Origin of the sequence: Kitasatospora sp. NPDC058046 (assembly GCF_042885595.1) — a bacterium.
In the GTDB taxonomy this organism is placed as follows: Bacteria; Actinomycetota; Actinomycetes; order Streptomycetales; family Streptomycetaceae; genus Kitasatospora.
In genome coordinates, this window is record NZ_JBHVRS010000008.1 from 263,182 (window position 1) to 281,247 (window position 18,066).

Annotated in this window: 12 protein-coding genes; 7 read left to right on the top strand and 5 right to left on the bottom strand. The window is 75.5% G+C overall.

Annotated elements, in window-relative coordinates; genetic code table 11:
- Positions 1–94: 94 nt before the first annotated feature.
- The 7 genes from ACFVU7_RS19080 to ACFVU7_RS19110 all read left to right on the top strand — a co-directional run bounded on the left by ACFVU7_RS19080 (position 95) and on the right by ACFVU7_RS19110 (position 11,804).
- A complete protein-coding gene (locus ACFVU7_RS19080) occupies positions 95–1,216 on the top strand; it encodes a CdaR family transcriptional regulator (protein WP_241853159.1) in 1,122 nt (373 codons plus the stop codon).
- Positions 1,217–1,587: 371 nt separating this feature from the next.
- Positions 1,588–2,301, top strand: a complete 714-nt coding sequence (locus ACFVU7_RS19085; protein ID WP_388046054.1) for a hypothetical protein — start codon at positions 1,588–1,590, stop codon at positions 2,299–2,301.
- 124 nt (positions 2,302–2,425) lie between these two features.
- On the top strand, positions 2,426–4,456 hold the full coding sequence (locus tag ACFVU7_RS19090) for a flotillin family protein (RefSeq protein ID WP_388046056.1): 2,031 nt from the start codon (positions 2,426–2,428) through the stop codon (positions 4,454–4,456).
- 93 nt (positions 4,457–4,549) lie between these two features.
- Positions 4,550–9,307, top strand: a complete 4,758-nt coding sequence (locus tag ACFVU7_RS19095; protein ID WP_388046058.1) for a DNA repair ATPase — start codon at positions 4,550–4,552, stop codon at positions 9,305–9,307.
- Positions 9,308–9,341: 34 nt separating this feature from the next.
- Positions 9,342–9,752: a PPOX class F420-dependent oxidoreductase gene (locus ACFVU7_RS19100; RefSeq protein ID WP_074005601.1), complete on the top strand. Its 411-nt coding sequence runs from the start codon at positions 9,342–9,344 to the stop codon at positions 9,750–9,752.
- 137 nt (positions 9,753–9,889) lie between these two features.
- Complete coding sequence (locus ACFVU7_RS19105; RefSeq protein ID WP_388046060.1) at positions 9,890–10,744, top strand: class I SAM-dependent methyltransferase; 855 nt, start codon at positions 9,890–9,892, stop codon at positions 10,742–10,744.
- 7 nt (positions 10,745–10,751) lie between these two features.
- Positions 10,752–11,804 (top strand): aromatic ring-hydroxylating dioxygenase subunit alpha, encoded by a 1,053-nt coding sequence (locus tag ACFVU7_RS19110; RefSeq protein WP_388046062.1) that lies wholly within the window; start codon positions 10,752–10,754, stop codon positions 11,802–11,804.
- A 386-nt stretch (positions 11,805–12,190) separates the two neighbouring features.
- Here the strand turns inward: ACFVU7_RS19110 and ACFVU7_RS19115 are convergent, their stop codons facing one another.
- The 5 genes from ACFVU7_RS19115 to ACFVU7_RS19135 form a co-directional block, all read right to left on the bottom strand.
- On the bottom strand, positions 12,191–13,885 hold the full coding sequence (locus tag ACFVU7_RS19115; protein WP_388046064.1) for a 4Fe-4S binding protein: 1,695 nt from the start codon (positions 13,883–13,885) through the stop codon (positions 12,191–12,193).
- A gap of 58 nt (positions 13,886–13,943) precedes the next feature.
- Positions 13,944–14,855: a diiron oxygenase gene (locus tag ACFVU7_RS19120; RefSeq protein ID WP_049656586.1), complete on the bottom strand. Its 912-nt coding sequence runs from the start codon at positions 14,853–14,855 to the stop codon at positions 13,944–13,946.
- A 309-nt stretch (positions 14,856–15,164) separates the two neighbouring features.
- Positions 15,165–16,214, bottom strand: a complete 1,050-nt coding sequence (locus ACFVU7_RS19125; RefSeq protein ID WP_388046066.1) for an alpha/beta hydrolase — start codon at positions 16,212–16,214, stop codon at positions 15,165–15,167.
- A 143-nt stretch (positions 16,215–16,357) separates the two neighbouring features.
- Positions 16,358–17,635: an RNA polymerase sigma factor gene (locus tag ACFVU7_RS19130; protein WP_388046068.1), complete on the bottom strand. Its 1,278-nt coding sequence runs from the start codon at positions 17,633–17,635 to the stop codon at positions 16,358–16,360.
- Positions 17,632–18,009 carry a YciI family protein gene (locus ACFVU7_RS19135; RefSeq protein WP_049656579.1) on the bottom strand — a complete coding sequence of 126 codons (378 nt, stop codon included), beginning with the start codon at positions 18,007–18,009 and terminating at the stop codon, positions 17,632–17,634. The genes ACFVU7_RS19130 and ACFVU7_RS19135 overlap by 4 nt, the downstream gene beginning before the upstream one ends.
- Positions 18,010–18,066: the final 57 nt, after the last annotated feature.

The following is an 18,066-nucleotide window of genomic DNA, read 5'->3' on the forward strand; positions in this document are numbered from 1 at the left end:
CCGGTGGCGGGGCCGCCGCGCCCGTTCCCGGCCGGAGCGCCCCTGATAAATTCAGCGCCGAAATACCGGGCCGCACGGGGGTTGGCAGGACAGGGTGACCGAGGAGATCGACTACGACATACCGACCGAGCTGGCCGAGGTCTACCTCGTGCTGCTCGCCGACGTCTCCCGCACCGGCCGGCTGCTGCGCCGCGAGGAGCTGGAACGCCTGCGAAGGCTCGGCGAGCACTGCGCCGAGGCCGGGCACGGGCTGCGCGAGGTGGTCGCGCACTGCCTGGCCGCGGCCCGGCGGGCCTGGCAGACCCTGCCCGGGACGACCTCCGCGAGCAGCGTCACCGAACTGCGCCGGACCGGCGACGCGGTGCTGGCCGCCACCGACGCCGCGCTGGCCGCGCTGGGCGAGGGCCACGAGCGGGCCCAGCGCCTGGCCGTCCGCCAGGAGGAGGCCGCCCGGCGGGAGTTCATCGACGACCTGCTGTTCGGTCGCAGCGACCTCGGGCTGCTCGCCGAGCGCGCGGAGCGGTTCGGGCTGCGGCTGGCGGGCGCGTACACGGTGGCGGTCGCGGTGGGCGACGAGCCGTTCGCGGACGTCCATCCGATGGTGCACCGGGTGGAGCGGGAGCTGGCCGGGCGGTTCGGCGAGCGGGACGTGCTGCTGGCCAGCAAGGACGGCCGGCTGGTGTGCATCGCCCCGGACTCCGAGCGGGCCGTGCTGGAGGCCTTCGCCGAGCTGACGCTGCGCCCTGGGAGCGGCCGCGGCTACCAACCGGTCCGGCGGGTGGCCACCGGCCGCCGGCACTCGGGGCCGAGCGGGGTGCTGCGCAGCTACGAGGAGGCGCTGGACGCCCTGGACTACGCGCAGCGGCTGGGCCTGCCGGCCCGGCAGCTGCGGGCCGAGGAGCTGCTGGTCTTCCCGGTGCTGATGCGCGACCGGTCGGCCATGGCCGACCTGGTGCGCACCGTGCTCGGCCCGCTGACCGAGGCGCGCGGCGGCGCCCGTCCGCTGCTGGACACCATCGCGGTGCAGGCGGAGGCCGCGTACGTGAACGCGGAGGCGGCGCGCCGACTGGGCCTGAGCGTGCGCACCCTGGGCTACCGGCTGGAGCGGATCAAGGCGCTCACCGGGTACGACCCGGCGGACGCGCTCCAGCGTTTCACCCTGGAGACGGCGGCCATGGGGGCGCGGCTGCTGAACTGGCCGGAACAACCGCTGTAGTGCGTGGGACTACCGCTGTAGTGCTCGGAACAACCGTTGTAGTGCGCGGAACTACCGCTGCGGTGCGCGGCGTTACCGCCGTGGTGCGCTGGACTACCGCCGTAGTGCGCGGCACGACGGCCGTAGTCCCCGCCGCCCAGGGAAGGGCCGCCGCGGTCCCGCCGCGCGAAACCCGCGCGGCGCCGCTGCGACCGTCCGGCGGCCGTCCTGTTGCCTGGTTGTTGCAGTGTCACGCGGGCCGCGTGTACCAGGGTGTCAAGAGGGCGTAAAGATTGCCGGATCCTGGCAATGTGCGACGGGCCCCGGCGCTGTCATGATCTCCCCGGTGCCGAAGCGCGGCGCCGGTGGAGAGGCGGGGGAGGGTGGCCGGGATGGGGGGATTCTTCGCGGCCGCGCTGGCCTTTCCGACGGCGCTGTTCAGCTTCGCGCTGGTGGTGGTGGTCGGGTACTGGTTGCTGATGCTATTCGGCGGCCTCGTTCCCGGCGCCGTGCACGGGGGGCACGACGCCGGGCACCACATGGACGTCGGGCACGCGGGGCACCACCTCGGTGCCGAGCACGGGGGGCACGTCGGACACGGGGGGCACGGTGCCGACGGGGGACCCGACCGGCCCGCCGAGGGCCACCACACGGGCGTGCTGGACGCGCTGGGACTGGGCGGGGTTCCCGTGACGGTGGCGGTGTCGCTGCTGGTCGCGCTCGCCTGGTTCGTCAGCCTGGCCGGCACCGTCCTCACCTCGGGGGCGCCGGCGCGCGGCGGCGTGTTCGTCGTCGCGCTGGCCGCCTCCTGGGCGGGCACCCGGGTGCTCGTCCGGCCGCTGTCGCGGCTGTTCCCGCAGGACCGGCCGGCCACCCGGGGGGACTTCGTCGGCCGGGTGTGCGTGATCCGGACCGGCCGGGTGACGGCCGACTTCGGGCAGGCCGAGGTCACCGCGGAGGACGGCTCCACCGCGACCGTCCAGGTCCGCACGGCGGAGCCCGAACCGGGCCTGACGGCCGGGCGGACCGCCCTGATCTTCGACTACGACGCCGTGGGCGAGCACTTCCTGGTGGCGCCCTTCGAGCCGCCGTCCACCGGCGTCTGATCCCCGGCCTCCCGTTCCCCGGCCGGCCCTCCGCCACCGCACGTCCCTTTCGCACCACCTCTTCCCATCGACTCCTCGCACCACCTCTTCGCTCCAACTCGCCATCTCGTCAAAGGACTCCGTGATGGACACCATCGCCGTGGGTTTCGGCGTGCTCGTCGCCGTCGTGCTGCTCATCCTGCTCGCCATGCTGCTGTTCGTGGGCCGCCTGTTCCAGAAGGTCGAGCAGGGCAAGGCACTGATCGTCTCCCGGACGAAGAAGGTGGACGTGACCTTCACCGGCGCGATCGTCCTCCCGGTGCTCCACAAGGCGGAGTTGATGGACATCACCGCCAAGACGGTGGAGATCCACCGGGCCGGCCGGGACGGTCTGATCTGCCGGGACAACATCCGCGCGGACATCCGGATCTCGTTCTTCGTCCGGGTCAACAAGACCGTCGAGGACGTCATCAAGGTCGCGCAGTCGATCGGCACCGCCCGGGCCAGCGATCCGCAGGCGATCCAGGAGTTCTTCGCCGTCAAGTTCGCCGAGGCGCTCAAGACCGTCGGCAAGCAGCTGGACTTCACCGACCTGTACACCCACCGGCACGAGTTCCGGGACCAGATCATCGCGGTCATCGGCACCGACCTCAACGGCTACACCCTTGAGGACGCGGCGATCGACCACCTGGAACAGACCCCGATGAACCAGCTGGACGCCGACAACATCCTGGACGCCCAGGGCATCCGCAAGATCACCGAGCTGACCGCGATCGAGCACGTGCGCACCAACGAGTACCAGCGCACCGAGGAGAAGGAGATCACCCGGCAGAACGTGGACGCCCGGGAGGCCGTCCTGGAGCTGGAGCGCCGGCAGGCCGACGCCGAGATCCGCCAGCGCCGCGAGATCGAGACCCTGCGGGCCAAGGAGGACGCGGTGATCGCCCGGGTGCAGGAGGAGGAGCGGCTCAACGCCCAGACCGCCTTCCTGCGCACCGAGGAGCTACTCGGGGTGCAACGGGAGAACCAGGCCCGCGAGGTCGCGGTGGCGCAGAAGAACCGCGAGCGGGTGATCGCGGTGGAGAACGAGCGGATCGAGAAGGACCGCCTGCTGGAGGTCGTCGGCCGCGAGCGGGAGACCCAGCTCGCCACGATCGCCAAGGAGAAGGAGCTCGAGTCCGCCAAGCGCGAGGTCGCCGACGTGGTCCGCGAGCGGGTCGCGGTGGACCGCACCGTCGCCGAGCAGGAGGAGGCCGTCAAGACCCTGCGCGCCACCGAGGAAGCCGAGCGCGTCCGCAAGGCCGTCGTGATCCAGGCCGAGGCCGAGGCGCAGGAGAAGCTCGTCAAGGACATCAAGGCCGCGGAGGCCGCCGAGCAGGCCGCCACCCACAAGGCCCGCGAGGCGCTGGTGCTGGCCGAGGCCCGGCAGCAGGCCGCCGAGCTGGACGCGGCCGCCAAGATCCGGATGGCCGAGGGCGTCCGGGCGGAGGCCGCGGCCGAGGGCCTGGCCCGGGTCCAGGTCCGCGAGCAGGAGGCCGCGGCGGTGGAGAAGGTCGGCCGTGCCGAGGCCGTCGTCCAGGCGGAGAAGGCCAAGGCCGCCGCGCTGGAGATCGGCGGCCGGCTGAAGGCCGAGGCCGAGGGCCTGACCGAGAAGGCCGCGGCGATGGCCAAGCTGGACGAGGCCTCGCGCGGGCACGAGGAGTACCGGCTGCGGCTGGCCGCCGAGAAGGACGTCCGGCTGGCCGGGCTGGACACCCAGCGGCAGATCGCCGAGGCCCAGGCGGCGCTGGTCGCGGCCGGGCTGGAGAAGGCGAAGATCGACATCGTCGGCGGGGACTCGGTGTTCTTCGACCGGCTGGTGCAGTCGGTGTCGGCCGGCAAGAGCGTGGACGCCTTCGTCGCCCACTCGCAGACCGCGCAGACCCTGGCCGGGCCCTGGCTGGACGGGCGGGCGAGCTTCACGGAGGACATCACCCGGGTGCTCTCCTCGGTCTCCACGGCCGACGTGCAGAACCTGACGGTGTCCGCCCTGCTGATGAAGCTGATCGGCTCGGGGGCCGGCGACCAGGCCGGTCAGCTGCGCCAACTGCTGGAGTCGGCACGGAAGCTGGGCGTCGCGGAGACCCCGATCGGGGCGCTGGCCGGCGGGCTCGCCTCGGCCAACGGCTCCAAGTGATCCGCTGAGCGGGCACGCCGACCGCGCTGACCGCGGCTACCGATCCAACCGCATCGATCGCGGCAACCGATTCGACCGAGTCAACTGAGGAACGTGACCGTGACCGTGGACGCCCTCGACGCCCGGCTCGACGCCGGCACCTACGAGGTCCTGCGCGACCGGCTCGCCCGAGCCGCCGCCGAACTCGCCGACCGGGCCCAGGCGTTGAACGCCCGCCGGGTCGCCGAGTTCGGCGGCGGGGAGCTGCGGCTGGCCGGCACCGGACGGCTCACCACCGACCGGGCCTGCCTGCCGCAGGACCTCACCGCCGCCGGCGGGCTGCTGCTGCTCGCCACCCGTCCGACCGAATCCGCCGACGGCGCCGGGGACTTCACCGACGTCCTCGGCCTGCACCACCCCGACCTCTCCCCCGCGCCCGCCGAGGGCACCCTGCTGGACGACCCGCGGCTGCGCCAGGACCTCGCCGACCTGCGGCGCTACTTCCGCGACGCCCGGCTGGAGCGGCTGCGCGCGGTGGACGGCCGGCTGCTCGCCGTCTTCCGCACCGGCCCGACCGCCGCCGACGTCCGGGTGCTGCGCTGGCGCCTGGACGACGGCCTCGCCGACGACGCCCAGCCGTCCTACCTGGACGGGCGCGGCGAACGCGACCACACCCCCGCCGACGGGCAGCAGCTGCCCTGGACCGCCCTCACCCGGGACGACCAGCTGCCCGCCGGCCCCGGCCGCCCGCCCCGCGCCGACCTGGCCGGCGAACTGCTCGTCGGCGTCGACGGCGGCCGGCTGACCATCACCGCCCCGGACGGCCGGGAGCTGCACCACGAGCCGCTGGCCGAGGCCCTGCAGACGCTCGCCGACGCCCGGATCGCCCACACCCGGCTCGGCACCCTGCTGCTGGTGCGCGTGCGCCCGTACCAGGAGGAGACCGAGCGGCACCTGGTGGTGCACCTGCCCACCGGCACCGTCACCCGGATCGACGCGCTCGGCCAGGCCTGCCTGCGGCTGCCCGCCGACCAGGGCGTGGCCTTCCCCGGCGGCTGCCACCTGGTGGACGGCACCGTGCGTACCTTCGACCAGCCGGTCGACGGCCTGCGCTACGAGCGCACCCTCCTCTCGCCCAACGGCGAGGACGTGCTGTACGAGTTCCGCTCCCCCGCTGACGGCCGCGCCCTGCTCCAGCCGTACAACAGCGTCCGCCAGGAGGCCGCCGCCCCGCTGCCCTGCCAGGGCTACGCGCTGCTCGCCGACGGCACCCTGATCGCGCTGCGCCCGGCCGAGGACGGACCGACCCGGCTGCACCCCGTCCAGCTCTGGCAGACCCCGTTCACCAGCGAGCGCTTCGCCGCCGAACAGCCTTCCGGCAGCGGGCCGTTGGCCCGGATCGGCAACGCCGACCTGGTCCGCGGCCTGGCCGACTGCCTGGCCCTGGCCCGGCTGGCCGCGGCCGGCGCCGACACCCCGGCCGGCCACCAGGCCGTCCTCGCCGCCTGCACCCGCACCGCCGACCGGCACCACTGGCTCGGCCAGGACGGCCTCGGCGACCTCGCCGCGCCGCTCGCCGAGATCCGCGACACCGCCCGGCAGGTCGTCGCCGAGTACGAGGCCGTCGCCCAGCTCACCGCGCACGCCGCCCGGCAGACCGACGAGGCCGCCGAGCACGTCGAGGGCCTGCTGCGCACCGCCCGCGGCGAGACCCTGGCCGACGCCGCCGAGTGGGTCGACCGGCTGGCCGGACTGCGCCGCGCCCAGGGCCGCGTCGAGGCGCTGCGCGACCTGCCGCGCGCCGACCCGGAGCGGATCGACGGGCTCGCCGCGCACCTCGCCGAGGGCCTGGCCGAGGCCGCCGACCGCGCCGTCGGCCAGCTCGCCGAGCCGACCGCCTTCGAGCCCCACCGGCAGCGGGCCGGCGAGCTGGCCGAGCGCTGCGCCGCCATCGCCACCGCCGCCGAGGCCGAGCCGCTGGGCCTCGAACTGGGCGGCCAGAGCGAGGCCCTGCAGACCGTCTCGGAGCTGGTCGGCACCCTCGACCTGGCCGACGCCACCACCCGCACCGCGATCCTCGACCGGCTCGCCGACGTGCTCGGGCTGCTCAACCGGGCCCGGTCCGCGCTGACCGTGCGCCGCCGGGAGCTGCGCACCCGCGAGGCCGCCGCCGAGTTCGCCGCCGAGACCGCCCTGCTCGGCCAGGCCACCACCGCCGCGCTCGCCGCCGCCGACACCCCCGAGGCCTGCGACGAGCAGCTCGGCCGGCTGCTGCTGCGGATCGAGCAGCTGGAGACCCGCTTCGCCGACGCCGACCCGGCGCTCGGCGAGCAGCTCACCGCCCGCCGCACCGAGGTCCACGACGCGCTCACCGCCCGCCGCCAGCACCTGCTGGAGGAGCGGGCCCGGCGCGCCGACCGGCTGGCCGCCTCCGCCGGGCGCGTCCTCGACACCCTGCACCGCCGGCTGGCCGGTCTTGACACCGCCGCCGAGATCGACGCCGCCCTCGCCGCCGACCCGACCGCCGTCAAACTCCGCGACCTGGCCGGGCAGTTGACCGCGCTCGGCGACCGGGTCCGGGCCGAGGAGCTGACCGGACGGCTGCGCGCCGCCCGCGGCCGCGCCCACCGGGCCCTGCGCGACCGCGCCGAGCTCGCCGGGGACGGGCCCGGCACCCTGCGGCTGGGCCGGCACCTGTTCGCCGTCACCACCCAGCGCCCCGAACTCGCCCTGGCACCCTGGCGCGGACGCCCCGCCTTCACCCTCACCGGCACCGACTACCGCTCCCCCGTCACCGACCCGGCCTTCGCCGCCACCGAGCGGTACTGGGACCGCCCGCTGCCCTCGGAGACCGCGCGGCTGTACCGCGCCGAGTACCTCGCGGCGAGCCTGCTGCCGGCCGTCGAGGCGGCGGCGCCGCTCACCGACGCCGAGCTGCTGGAGTACGTCCGGCGGGCCGCCGAGCAGCGCCCGGACGAGGGCTACCAGCGCGGCGTGCACGACCACGACGCCGCGCTGCTGCTCCGCGCCCTGCTCCGACTCGACGCCGAGGCCGGGCTGTTGCGCCACCCGGCGGGCGCCCGGGCGGCCGCGCAGCTGTACTGGGCGCACGGCGCCGACGAGCGGCAGCGGCTGCTCTGGCACACCCGGGCCCGCTCGCTGGGCCTCGCCCGGGACGCCTTCGGGGGCGCCCCGGCGCAGGCCGCGCTGGACGCCCTCGCCCGCGAACTCTCCTCCGCCGTCGCCGACTTCGTGCCGGGAGCGGAGCCCGCCGGGCCCTACCTGGTGGCCGAACTGGCCGCCGCCGCACCCAGCTTCGCCCACTCGACGGGCGCCGCCGCACTGCTCGACAAGTTCCGCGCCGCCCCCGAGTCGGCCGGTCTCACCGAGGCGCTGGCCGCACTGCCCGAGGAGCCCGAGCTGCTGCCGGTACGGCGCCAACTCGCCGCCGCCTGGCTGGAGTCGGGCGCCGTCGACGCCGATCCGGCGGACCTCGCCGAGGCCGCCGCCGCGCTGCTCTGCCCGTCCCTGCCGCGCCGCCCCGCCGAGGGGGCCGTGGGCGCCAGGATCACCGGGCTGCTCGGCGACCACCCGCGGCTCGCGGGCGGCGCGCTCGACCTCCGGCTGGACGAACTGCTCGCCCGGGTGGCGGAGTTCGAGCAGGTCGAGGTGCCCGGTTACCGGGCCTACCAGCGGCTGCGCGGCGAACTGCTGGCCGCCGAGCACGCCCGGCTGCGGCTCGACCAGTACCGGCCCGCCCCGCTCAACGGCTTCGTCCGCAACCGGCTGATCGACCAGGTGTACCTGCCGCTGGTCGGCGACAACCTCGCCAAGCAGCTCGGCACCGCCGGGCCCGGCGGACCGGTCGACCGCAGCGGCCTGCTGCTGCTGGTCTCCCCGCCCGGCTACGGCAAGACCACCCTGGTCGAGTACCTCGCCGAGCGGCTCGGCCTGCTGCTGGTCTCCGTCAGCGGCCCCGCGCTCGGCCACCGGGTCACCTCGCTGGACCCGGCCGAGGCCCCCGACGCGACCTCCCGGCGCGAGGTCGAGAAGCTCAACTTCGCCCTGCACGCGGGCGACAACGTGCTGCTCTACCTGGACGACGTCCAGCACACCTCGCCCGAGTTCCTCCAGCGCTTCATCCCGCTGTGCGACGCCCAGCGCCGGATCGACGGCGTCTGGGACGGCGAGGCCCGTGAGTGGGACCTGCGCGGCAAGCGCTTCGCCGTCGTCATGGCCGCCAACCCGTACACCGAGTCCGGCCGCCTCTTCCGGCTGCCCGACATGCTCGCCAACCGCGCCGACGTGTGGAACCTCGGCGACGCCGTCGCCGGGCGCGAGGACCTGTTCGCGCTCAGCTTCGTCGAGAACGCCCTGCCCGCCAGCCCCCACCTGGCCCCGCTCGCCACCGCCGAGCGCGCCGACCTGGACACCCTGCTCGCCCGCGCCGGCGGCCTGCCCGGCGGCACCCTGGCCGGCGCCTGGCCCGCCGCCGAGACCGAGCGGATGACCGCCGTCCTCGCCGGCCTGCTCCACCTGCGCTCCACCGTCCTGGCCGTCAACCGCGCCTACCTGGCCTCCGCCGCACAGGACGACCGCACCCGCACCGAGCCCCCCTTCCTGCTCCAGGGCTCCTACCGCAACATGGCCAAGCTCGCCCAGCGCCTCGACCCCGCCCTCACCCGCCCCGAACTCGACGCCCTGCTCACCGACCACTACCGCGCCGAGGCCCAACCCCTGGGCGCCGACGCCGAGGCCCAGCTCCTCAAACTCGCCGAACTCCGTGGCACCCTGACGGAGGATCAGTCAGCCCGCTGGGCGGAGCTGAAGCGCTCCTGGTCGGAGCGCGGACGGCCCGGCGAGCGTCCTTGACCTGAAGGGCGCTTGAGCTCCTACCGTCGTCCGCATGACCTTCACCGCGCGCGAACGCGCCTACCTCACCGGCCAACCGCTGGCCCGCCTGGCCACCACCGGCCCGGACGGCTCCCCGCAGGTCCGGCCGGTGGGGTTCCGGCTCAACGAGGACGGCACCATCGACATCGGCGGACCGGACAACGCCCGCAGCCGCAAGTACCGCAACGCCCGGGACCGCCCCGAGGTGTCCGTCCTGGTCGACGACATGGCGCCCGCCGACGATCCGGTCGCGCCCGGCTGGGGCCGCGGCGTGGAGATCCGCGGCCGGGCGGAGGTGCTCGCCGTCGACGTCCCGCCGGTGGCGCCAGACCGGTTCAGCCGGGACGTCATCCGGGTGCACCCCCGGCGGATCGTCACCTGGAACCTGGAGGCCCTGGGCTCCACCGCCCGGGACGTCGACTGACACCTCGGCGGGCCCGACTCCCCCGCTGCCCGCCCTCCCCCGCCCCACCGATGGAACGATGACCGCACGATTCACTCCATCGGGGTATCCGCGGGCGGCGGGGGTAGGCGGCGCCGCGAGCCGGGTAACCCGCTGGCATGAGCGCTCAGGGACTCGATCTGGCCGGGCTGCGCAGGGTGTACGGGCGGGCGGGGAGCCGGTGGTTCTACACCCGGGTGGCGCGCAACGCGCGGCACTGGGGGTGGACGGAGCCGGGGCAGTCGAAGTGGCGGTTGTGGCGGGCGCAGCGGCAGTTGGAGGACGTGCTGGGGCGCAAGCTGGCGCTGCCGGCGGGGGCGCGGGTGCTGGACGCCGGGTGCGGGGCCGGGGTGGTGGCCCGGGCGATGGCCCTGCGCTTCGGGCTGGCGGTGACGGGGGTCGACGTCCTGGACTTCCACCTCGCCGAGGCGGCCCGGCTCAGCGCCCGGGCCCGGGTGGGCGACCGGACGGTGTTCCGCTTCGGGGACTTCCACCGGCTCCCCTTCGACGACGGGGAGTTCGACGGCGCGTACTCGATGGAGACGCTGGTCCACTCCTACGACCCGCCCCGGGCGCTGGCCGAGCTCCACCGGGTGCTGCGCCCGGGCGGCCGGCTGGTGCTGCTCGGCCCGATGAGCACCGGACCGCTGGACGAAATGGAGCCGGGCGCACGGGCGTTGATCGAACCGTACCTGGACGCGATGACGATGACCGGCTCCAAGGTCTACCACGCCGGCAACCTGTCGCGGCTGCTCGCCGAGGCCGGCTTCGAGGTCGAGGAGGCGCTGGACGCGACGCCGTACTACCTGCCGACCTCGGAGGCCGTGTACGCGTACTTCCGGCTGCCGTGGGAGATACTGCGGCGCTTCGGCGATCCGGCCAAGTGGCTCAATCTCCGGTCCACGGTGGAGATGTACGGCGTTCGGGAGCACGTCGCCTGGTACGTTCACACGGCTGTCAAGCCATCGAGGTGAACTCCGCGTGGACGAGCGCTCCGCCCCCCTGCCGTACCCCAGTGGCTGGTTCTGCGTCGGCCGGTCCCGGGACCTGCCGCCCGGGCGGGTGCGCACGGTCCGGCTGATGGGCGAGGACGTGGTGCTGTACCGGACCCGCCGGGGCGCGGTGCGCGCGGTCGGCCCGCACTGCCCGCACCTGGGCGCGCACTTCGGGGCGGGCGGGAAGGTCCGGGGCGAGGAGCTGGTCTGCCCGTTCCACGGCTTCGCCTTCGGCCCGGACGGCTCGTGCACCGGTTCGCCGGACGGCATCCGGTTCCGGGGCGCCCTGGCCGGGCGCCGGCTGTGCGAGCGGGACGGCGCGCTGTTCGTCTGGTGCGGCCCCGGCGGCGGCCCGGGCAACGGTTCGGGCGGCGGTCCGGACGGCTGCGCACCGGCCTGGGAGCTGCCGCCGGCTCTCGGGGTACGGCCGCTGGCGTGGTGGAGCGGGGACGTGCTCTCCCACCCGCAGGAGGTGATGGAGAACAGCGTCGACTTCCGGCACACCCGGGTGCTGCACGGCCTGGACACCCGGGAGACCGCCCCGCCCGAGGTGGCCGGGCCGCTGTTCACCGTCCACCAGCGCACCACGACCCGGTTCCCCGGGCTGGGCACGGTGAGTCTGGAGCAGCCGGTGACGCTGTTCGGCCTCGGGCTGATGCGCATGGAGGTCGAACTGCCGCAGGTGGGCGGCACCTTGCGGGTGTGGGTGCTGCCGACGCCGGTCGCGCCGTGGCGGACCAGGGTGCGCTTCGCGGTGACCGCCACGGTGCCGGTGCCGGGGGTCGGCGCGGCGCGGGCCGTCGACCGGGCGGCCTCCTGGGCGGCGCTCCAGGCCTCGGTGCGGATCATCAAGCAGGACCGCCCGGTCCTGGACCACAAGCGGTACCTGGCGCAGCCCCGGCTCGTCCCCGGGGAGCGCTCGATCGGGCTGTTCCGCCGGTGGGCGCGGCAGTTCTACCCCGGGTTCCACCCCGAGCCGGCCCCCGGGTTCCACCCCGACGCCCGCGCCGGGCTCCAGCCGGAGCCGGACGCCTCCTGAGCCCCGGTCGGCGCGGCCGGCGGCTCCCCGTCCGGGCCGGGCAGCCCGGGGACGGCCCGCCCCTCGGCCTGCCAGCGCCGGGCCAGTTCGGCGTAGATGGGCGTCTCCGGACCGGGTTCCGCCACGGGCGCCGCCCACGGCTGCTCCGGCGGCCGCTCCGGCGGTCTGTCCGGAGCGCCGTGCAGGATCGTTTCCTCAGCCAGCGGCCGCTCCGGTTCCGGCAGCCTCCCAAAACCACTCACACCCGGCCAACGCGCCCCGCCCGTACCGGGACACGGCCACGTCAACCCGGCTCCCCGCAGGTCAACCCCCTGCGGGGAGCCGCTGGTGCGCAGGAAGTCGGCCCACCCGACTTCCTGCGCACGTCCTGTGCGAGGGCCGGGGCCCTACCGCCGCAGCCCCGCCGCCAGCAGCTCCGCGACGGTGGCGAGCTTCACCCGGGGCCGCCCCTCGGCCTCGCCCCGCTCGCGTTCCGCGCGGTCCACCGCCCGCAGCTCCCGCAGCCCGACCGCGTCCGGCCGCCGCTTGCGCACCAGCCGTTCGAAGTCGCCGCGCCCCGCCTCCGGGACGGGCAGCGCGCGGGCGGTCGCGTCGTCCAGCAGCGCGCCCACCGTCTCCCGGGCGCAGGCCCGGTTGGCGCCGATCCCGCCGGACGGCCCGCGCTTGGCCCAGCCCACCACGTACGTCCCCGGCAGCGGCCGTCCGGTCGCCGGGTCGACGACCCGCCCCGCCCGGTGCGCGACCGTCCCGGTCCGCTCGTCGAACGGCAGCCCGGGCAGCGGGACGCCCCGGTGCCCGATGGAGCGCACCACCAGCCCGGCCCGCAGCACGTCCCGCACGCCGGTGCCCTCGACCCGGCCGTCCGCCCCCGGGGCGGTCCGCTCGACGGTCAGCGCCTCGACCCGCCCCTCCCCGGACAGCTCGACCGGCGCCGACAGGAACCGCAGCACGATCCGCCGCCCCGGCCCGGGCGCCGCGTCACCGTCGTGCGGCACCAGCGGCAGCCCGGCGAGCAGCGCCGCCCCCGACGCCGTACCCGACCCCGCTTCCGCCCCCCGTTCCGCCCCCGCCTCCGCCGCCGCCTCGATGGCCGCCCGGACCTCCGGGTGGTCGGCCACCACCACCTCGACGCCCGGCAGCCGCCGCAGCGCCAGGAACTCCGCCCTGCTCCACGCCGCCTGCCCGGGGCCGCGCCGGGCGAGCAGCACGACCTCCCGGACCCGGCTGCGGCGCAGCGCGGCCAGGGCGTGGTCGGCGATGTCGGTGGCGGCGAGCCGGTCGGGGTCGGTGAGCAGGATGCGGGCGACGTCCACCGCGACGTTGCCGTTGCCGACCACCACCACGCGCTCCGCCGACAGCTCCACCGCGTCGGCGGGCACGGTCGGTTCGGCGTTGTACCAGCCGACGAAGGCGGTGGCGGGCAGGCTGCCCGGCAGGTCCTCGCCGGGTATGCCGAGCCGGCGGTCGGCGGCCGCGCCGACCGCGTACACCACCGCGTGGTGGTGGGCGGCGAGCTCCTGGTGGGTGAGGTCCGTGCCGATCTCCACGTTGAGGTGCATCCGCAGCCGCGGGTCGTGGAAGACGCTCGCGAAGCTCTCCGCGATCCGCTTGGTGGACTGGTGGTCGGGCGCGACGCCGTGGCGCAGCAGGCCGCCGGTGACCGGCAGCCGGTCGATCATGGTGATCTCGGCGCTGGTGCCGCGCAGCAGTTCCTGCGCGGTGTACCCGGCGGACGGGCCGGTGCCGACGACGGCGATCCGCAGCGCGCCGACCTCGGCCGGCAGGCTGCGCGGGAAGCTGGGCGCGCCCCAGGCGTGGTCGTTGGGGTGGTCGCGGAACCAGTCGCGGTTGAGGTCGCCGAACACGGTGTCGGGTCCGCGCAGCCGGTCGACCGGGAACACCGCGTCCACCGGGCAGGCGTCCGCGCAGGCGCCGCAGTCGATGCACGCCCGCGGGTCGATGTAGAGCGTGTCGGTGGTGCCGAACTCCGGTTCGTCCGGGGTCGGGTGGATGCAGTTGACCGGGCAGACGGACACGCACGAGGCGTCGTTGCAGCAGGTCTGGGTGATCGCGTAGGCCATGGCCGGGGTGGGTCCTCGCTGCGCGTGGGGGATGGGGCGACTCGGTGGTGACGGACCGTCAGAGCATGTGCACCCGGCGGTAGACGGCCGCCGAGCGACTGGTGAGCAGGCCGGTCTCGGCGAGGAAGGCCATCAGGTGCCGGGAGCTGGTGCGCATCATCGCCTTGCGGTGCTCGCTGGCCCGCACCTCGGCGAGCGCCCGCTGCACGTCGAGCCCGGCGGCCTTGTACACGCCCGGGTGCACCATGCTGGTGACGATGACGTACGCGCCCACGGCGATGCCGGTGGCCGAGGCGCGCCGGCGGGCCGGACTCGCGTGGCGCATCCGCTCGCGGATCTCCTGCCGGGCGAACTTCATGTGCCGGGACTCCTCGACCACGTGGATCCGGGAGGTGCCGCGGACGATCTCCAGCACCTTCTCGCCGCGCATCCAGTCGCGCTGCATGACGTCGAGCACCTCTTCGGCCACCAGGATGCCGCCGTAGGCGAGTTCGCCCTTGGCGAGCGCCTTGAAGGCGCGCCCGGCCTGGGCGATCACCTTGTTCGGGCGGTAGGCGGGGACGCCCATCTTGGCGCAGGCGCGGGCGAACATGATCGAGTGGCGGCACTCGTCGGCGATCTCGGTGAGCGCGAACTGGAACTCGGCGGTGGCGGGGTTCTTGAGGTACTGGTCGCGCAGCACCATCTGCTGGAGGATCATCTCGAACCAGATGCCGGTGTTCATGATCGAGCAGACCTCGTGCCGGGTGAGCGTGACCCGCTGGCGCTCGGTCATCTCGTCCCACAGCCGGGTGCCGTAGAGGGTGCTCCACTCCGGGTTGAGGCCGTAGTGGTCGTCCGGGAGGGGGGCGTCCCAGTCGATCTCGGTCGAGGGGTCGTAGGAGAGGGTGGCGGCCGACTCCAGCAGCCGCTTCGAGACGTCGTCGTCGGCCGTGGTGTGGCCGTGCCCCGTCTGCCAGGTGAGAGCCATGGCTGCCTCCAGGTGCCTGTTCCGCGGGTTCCCGCTCACCCGCTTATTAGACGGACAGTACAATAAGAGCCGGTCGCCGAGAACCCCCTGCGCGACAGCGATCCGGCGCGTGACCGTACGGCTCACGCCCCCCTTCCGCCTCCGGGCACGCCCCCTTCCGTCTCACGATCACGCCCCTCTTCCGCCTCCGGCCCCGTCCCCCTTCCGCCTCCGGCCCCGCCCCGCCTTCCGCCTCACGGCACGGCGAAGGGCGGGACCCGCCCGCCGCGGGGTCCCGCCCTTCGCCGCAAGCCCTCCGGCACGCTGCCGCTACCCGCCGATCGCCTGCCGCAGCGCCTCCGCCGCCTCGGCCGTCGCCTCCCGGAAGCGGTGGCCGACGCCGATGTAGCTGGCGTACCCGTGGATGAGGTCCGACTGCCGGCTCAGCCGCACCGCGACCCCGGCCTCCTCCAGCGCCCGCGCGTACGCCTCGCCCTCGTCGCGCAGCGGGTCGAAGCCCGCGGTGCCGATGTACGCGGGCGGCAGGCCGGTCAGGTCCTCGGCGAGCAGCGGCGACAGCCGCGGGTCGGTGCGGTCGGCGGGCGCGGGCGCGTACCGGTCGGCGAACCAGTCCATGTCGGCGCTGGTCAGGAAGAACCCGTCGGCGAACAGTGCGCGCGAGGGGCGCCGGGTCGAGGCGTCGGTCGCCGGGTACAGCAGCAGCTGGAACACCGGCGCGGGGCCGCCCCGCCGGACCGCCTGCTGGGCGGCGACGGCGGCCAGGTTGCCGCCCGCGCTGTCCCCGCCGACCGCGATCCGCTCCGGGTCCGCGCCCAGGTCGGCGGCCTTGGCGTAGGCGTAGTCGAACGCGGCCAGCGCGTCATCGGCCGCCGCCGGGAACGCGTGCTCGGGCGCCAGCCGGTACTCCACCGACAGCACCCGCACCCGCGCCCGCTGGGCGAGGAAGCGGGCGACGTGGTCGTGGCTGGCCCGGCTGCCGACCACCCAGCCCCCGCCGTGCAGGAGGACCAGCAGGCCGGAGCCGGCCGCCAGCCCCTCCGGGGTGTACAGCGTCGCGGCCAGTTCGCCGTGCTCCTGCGGGATGCCGACGCTCCGCGCGGCCACCGTACGGTTGCGCGGCCCGCCCACCAGGTGCCGCGCGTGCTCCATCGCGGCGCGCGACGGCCCGACCCCGCCCGACATCACCAGGGACGCCCCGGACAGCCGTTGGAGCTTGAGTATCAACTGCGCGTCCAGCGCGAGCGTCTGCCCGTCGAGGACCACCGGCTTGCCCGCGACGGCCCGCCGCAGGCCCTCGGGCAGCGCGTACGCGGCGCGGACGACGGCGGCCTGGATCCGAACGGGCGGTGGGATCGTCATCTCTTCTGCCTCCTGACGGCGGCCCTGGAACGGTGTCGGGGCGGTTCTGCCGGGGCCGGGAGCCCATGATGGGCCCCTCCCACCGGACGCGGAAGCCCCCTGGACGCCGTCTGAACCCGCCCTCGACCCTGCCGCCCGCCCGCTCACCCCGTACTCGAGGCCCCCTCCAACCGCCGTGCCCGGGAGGCCAGATGGCGCCGCTCCGGGGCGCTCGCCGTCCGGGCCGCCGCCTCCCGGTAGGCGCGGGCGGCGGCCGCCGGGTCGGTGCCGAGCCGGTCGAGCAGGTGCGCCCGGACGGCGAGCAGCCGGTGGTGCCGGGCCAGGCGCCGGTCCCCGGCCAGCTCCGCCACCAGTGCCAGCCCGGCCTCCGGCCCGTGCACCATCGCGACCGCGACCACCCGGTTGAGCGCGACCACCGGGTTCGGGTCGAGGCGCAGCAGCAGGTCGTACAGCGCCAGGACCTGCGGCCAGTCGGTCTCCCGCGCCGTCGCCGCCTCCCCGTGCACCGCGGCGATCGCGGCCTGCACCTGGTACGGCCCGGCGTGCCCGCGCGGCAGCACCGAGGCGATCAACTCCAGCCCCTCGTCCAGCAGTTCACGGTCCCACCGGCCGCGGTCCTGCTCGTCCAGCGGCACCACCGCGCCGTGCGCCCCGGTACGGGCCGGCCGGCGGGCGTCGGTCAGCAGCATCAGCGCGAGCAGCCCCGCCGTCTCGGCGTCCCCGGGGGTGAGCCGCCGCAGCAGCCGGGTCAGCCGGATCGCCTCCTCGGACAGCCGCGGCGCGGTCAGCTCCTCGCCGCCGCTCGCCGTGTAGCCCTCGTTGAAGACCAGGTACAGCACGTGCCGGACCTCGCCCAGCCGCCCCGCCCCGCCCTCCGGGAGGGACTCTCCCCCGCCGAGGGACAGTCCCCCGCCCACGCTCCTCAGCGTCTGCTTCGCCCGGCTGATCCGCTGCGCCATCGTCGCCTCGGGCACCAGGAACGCGGCCGCGATCTGCGCGGTGGTCAGGCCGCCGACCGCGCGCAGGGTCAGCGCGATCCGGCTCGGCACGGACAGCGCCGGGTGGCAGCAGAGGAACAGCAGCGCGAGCGAGTCGTCCGCCGCCGGGTCGGGCGCGTCGGCCGCGGGGGCGAGCAGCGCCGACTGCGGCGTGGCCAGCGCCAGCGCCTCCTCCCGGCGGCGGCGCGCCGAATCGCTGCGCACCCGGTCCACCAGACGCCGCTCCGCGACCGTCACCAGCCAGCCCCTCGGGTTGGCCGGCACCCCACCCTCCGGCCACTGCGTCGCGGCGGCCAGCAGCGCTTCCTGCACCGCGTCCTCGCACGCGTCGAACGCCCCGCCGTGCCGCCGCACCAGCACGCCGAGGACCTGCGGCGCCAGTTCGCGCAGCAGGCCCTCGACGGCACCGGTCGTTCCGCTCACTCGCACACGGGGAGGTCGCCCGCCACGGACTCGTGCAGGACCGGCCACAGCTCCACCGGCTCCACGTCCGCGAACGGCATGTCCGCCGCGATCTGCTGGGCCCGCTCCAGGCTCTCGCAGTCCAGCAGGTAGAAGCTGGCCACGTACTCCTTGGTCTCCAGGTACGGCCCGTCGGTGACCACCGGCACCCCCTCCGCCCGCCGCACCAGCTGCGCCGCCGCCGCGTCCGCCAGCCCGTACGCGCCGACCAGCTCCCCGCTCTCCCGGTACCGCGCGTTGAACGCCTCCTGCCTGGCGATCGCCTCCGGCCACGCCTCGGCCGGGAAGGAGTCCCACTTGGCCTGGTTGCCGTAGATCATCGCGACGTACTTCATTCCGGGTGTCCCCTCCGTCTCACGCGCCCCGTCGGCGCGCCGTCACCTCTCAGTCGG

Excerpts from the sequence above, each read along its gene's own strand:
- ACFVU7_RS19085 (WP_388046054.1), top strand. The coding sequence starts at position 1,588 with ATGGGGGGATTCTTCGCGGCCGCGCTGGCCTTTCCGACGGCGCTGTTC.
- ACFVU7_RS19090 (WP_388046056.1), top strand. The coding sequence starts at position 2,426 with ATGGACACCATCGCCGTGGGTTTCGGCGTGCTCGTCGCCGTCGTGCTG.
- ACFVU7_RS19100 (WP_074005601.1), top strand. The coding sequence starts at position 9,342 with ATGACCTTCACCGCGCGCGAACGCGCCTACCTCACCGGCCAACCGCTG.
- ACFVU7_RS19105 (WP_388046060.1), top strand. The coding sequence starts at position 9,890 with ATGAGCGCTCAGGGACTCGATCTGGCCGGGCTGCGCAGGGTGTACGGG.
- ACFVU7_RS19115 (WP_388046064.1), bottom strand. The coding sequence starts at position 13,885 with ATGGCCTACGCGATCACCCAGACCTGCTGCAACGACGCCTCGTGCGTG.
- ACFVU7_RS19120 (WP_049656586.1), bottom strand. The coding sequence starts at position 14,855 with ATGGCTCTCACCTGGCAGACGGGGCACGGCCACACCACGGCCGACGAC.
- ACFVU7_RS19125 (WP_388046066.1), bottom strand. The coding sequence starts at position 16,214 with ATGACGATCCCACCGCCCGTTCGGATCCAGGCCGCCGTCGTCCGCGCC.
- ACFVU7_RS19135 (WP_049656579.1), bottom strand. The coding sequence starts at position 18,009 with ATGAAGTACGTCGCGATGATCTACGGCAACCAGGCCAAGTGGGACTCC.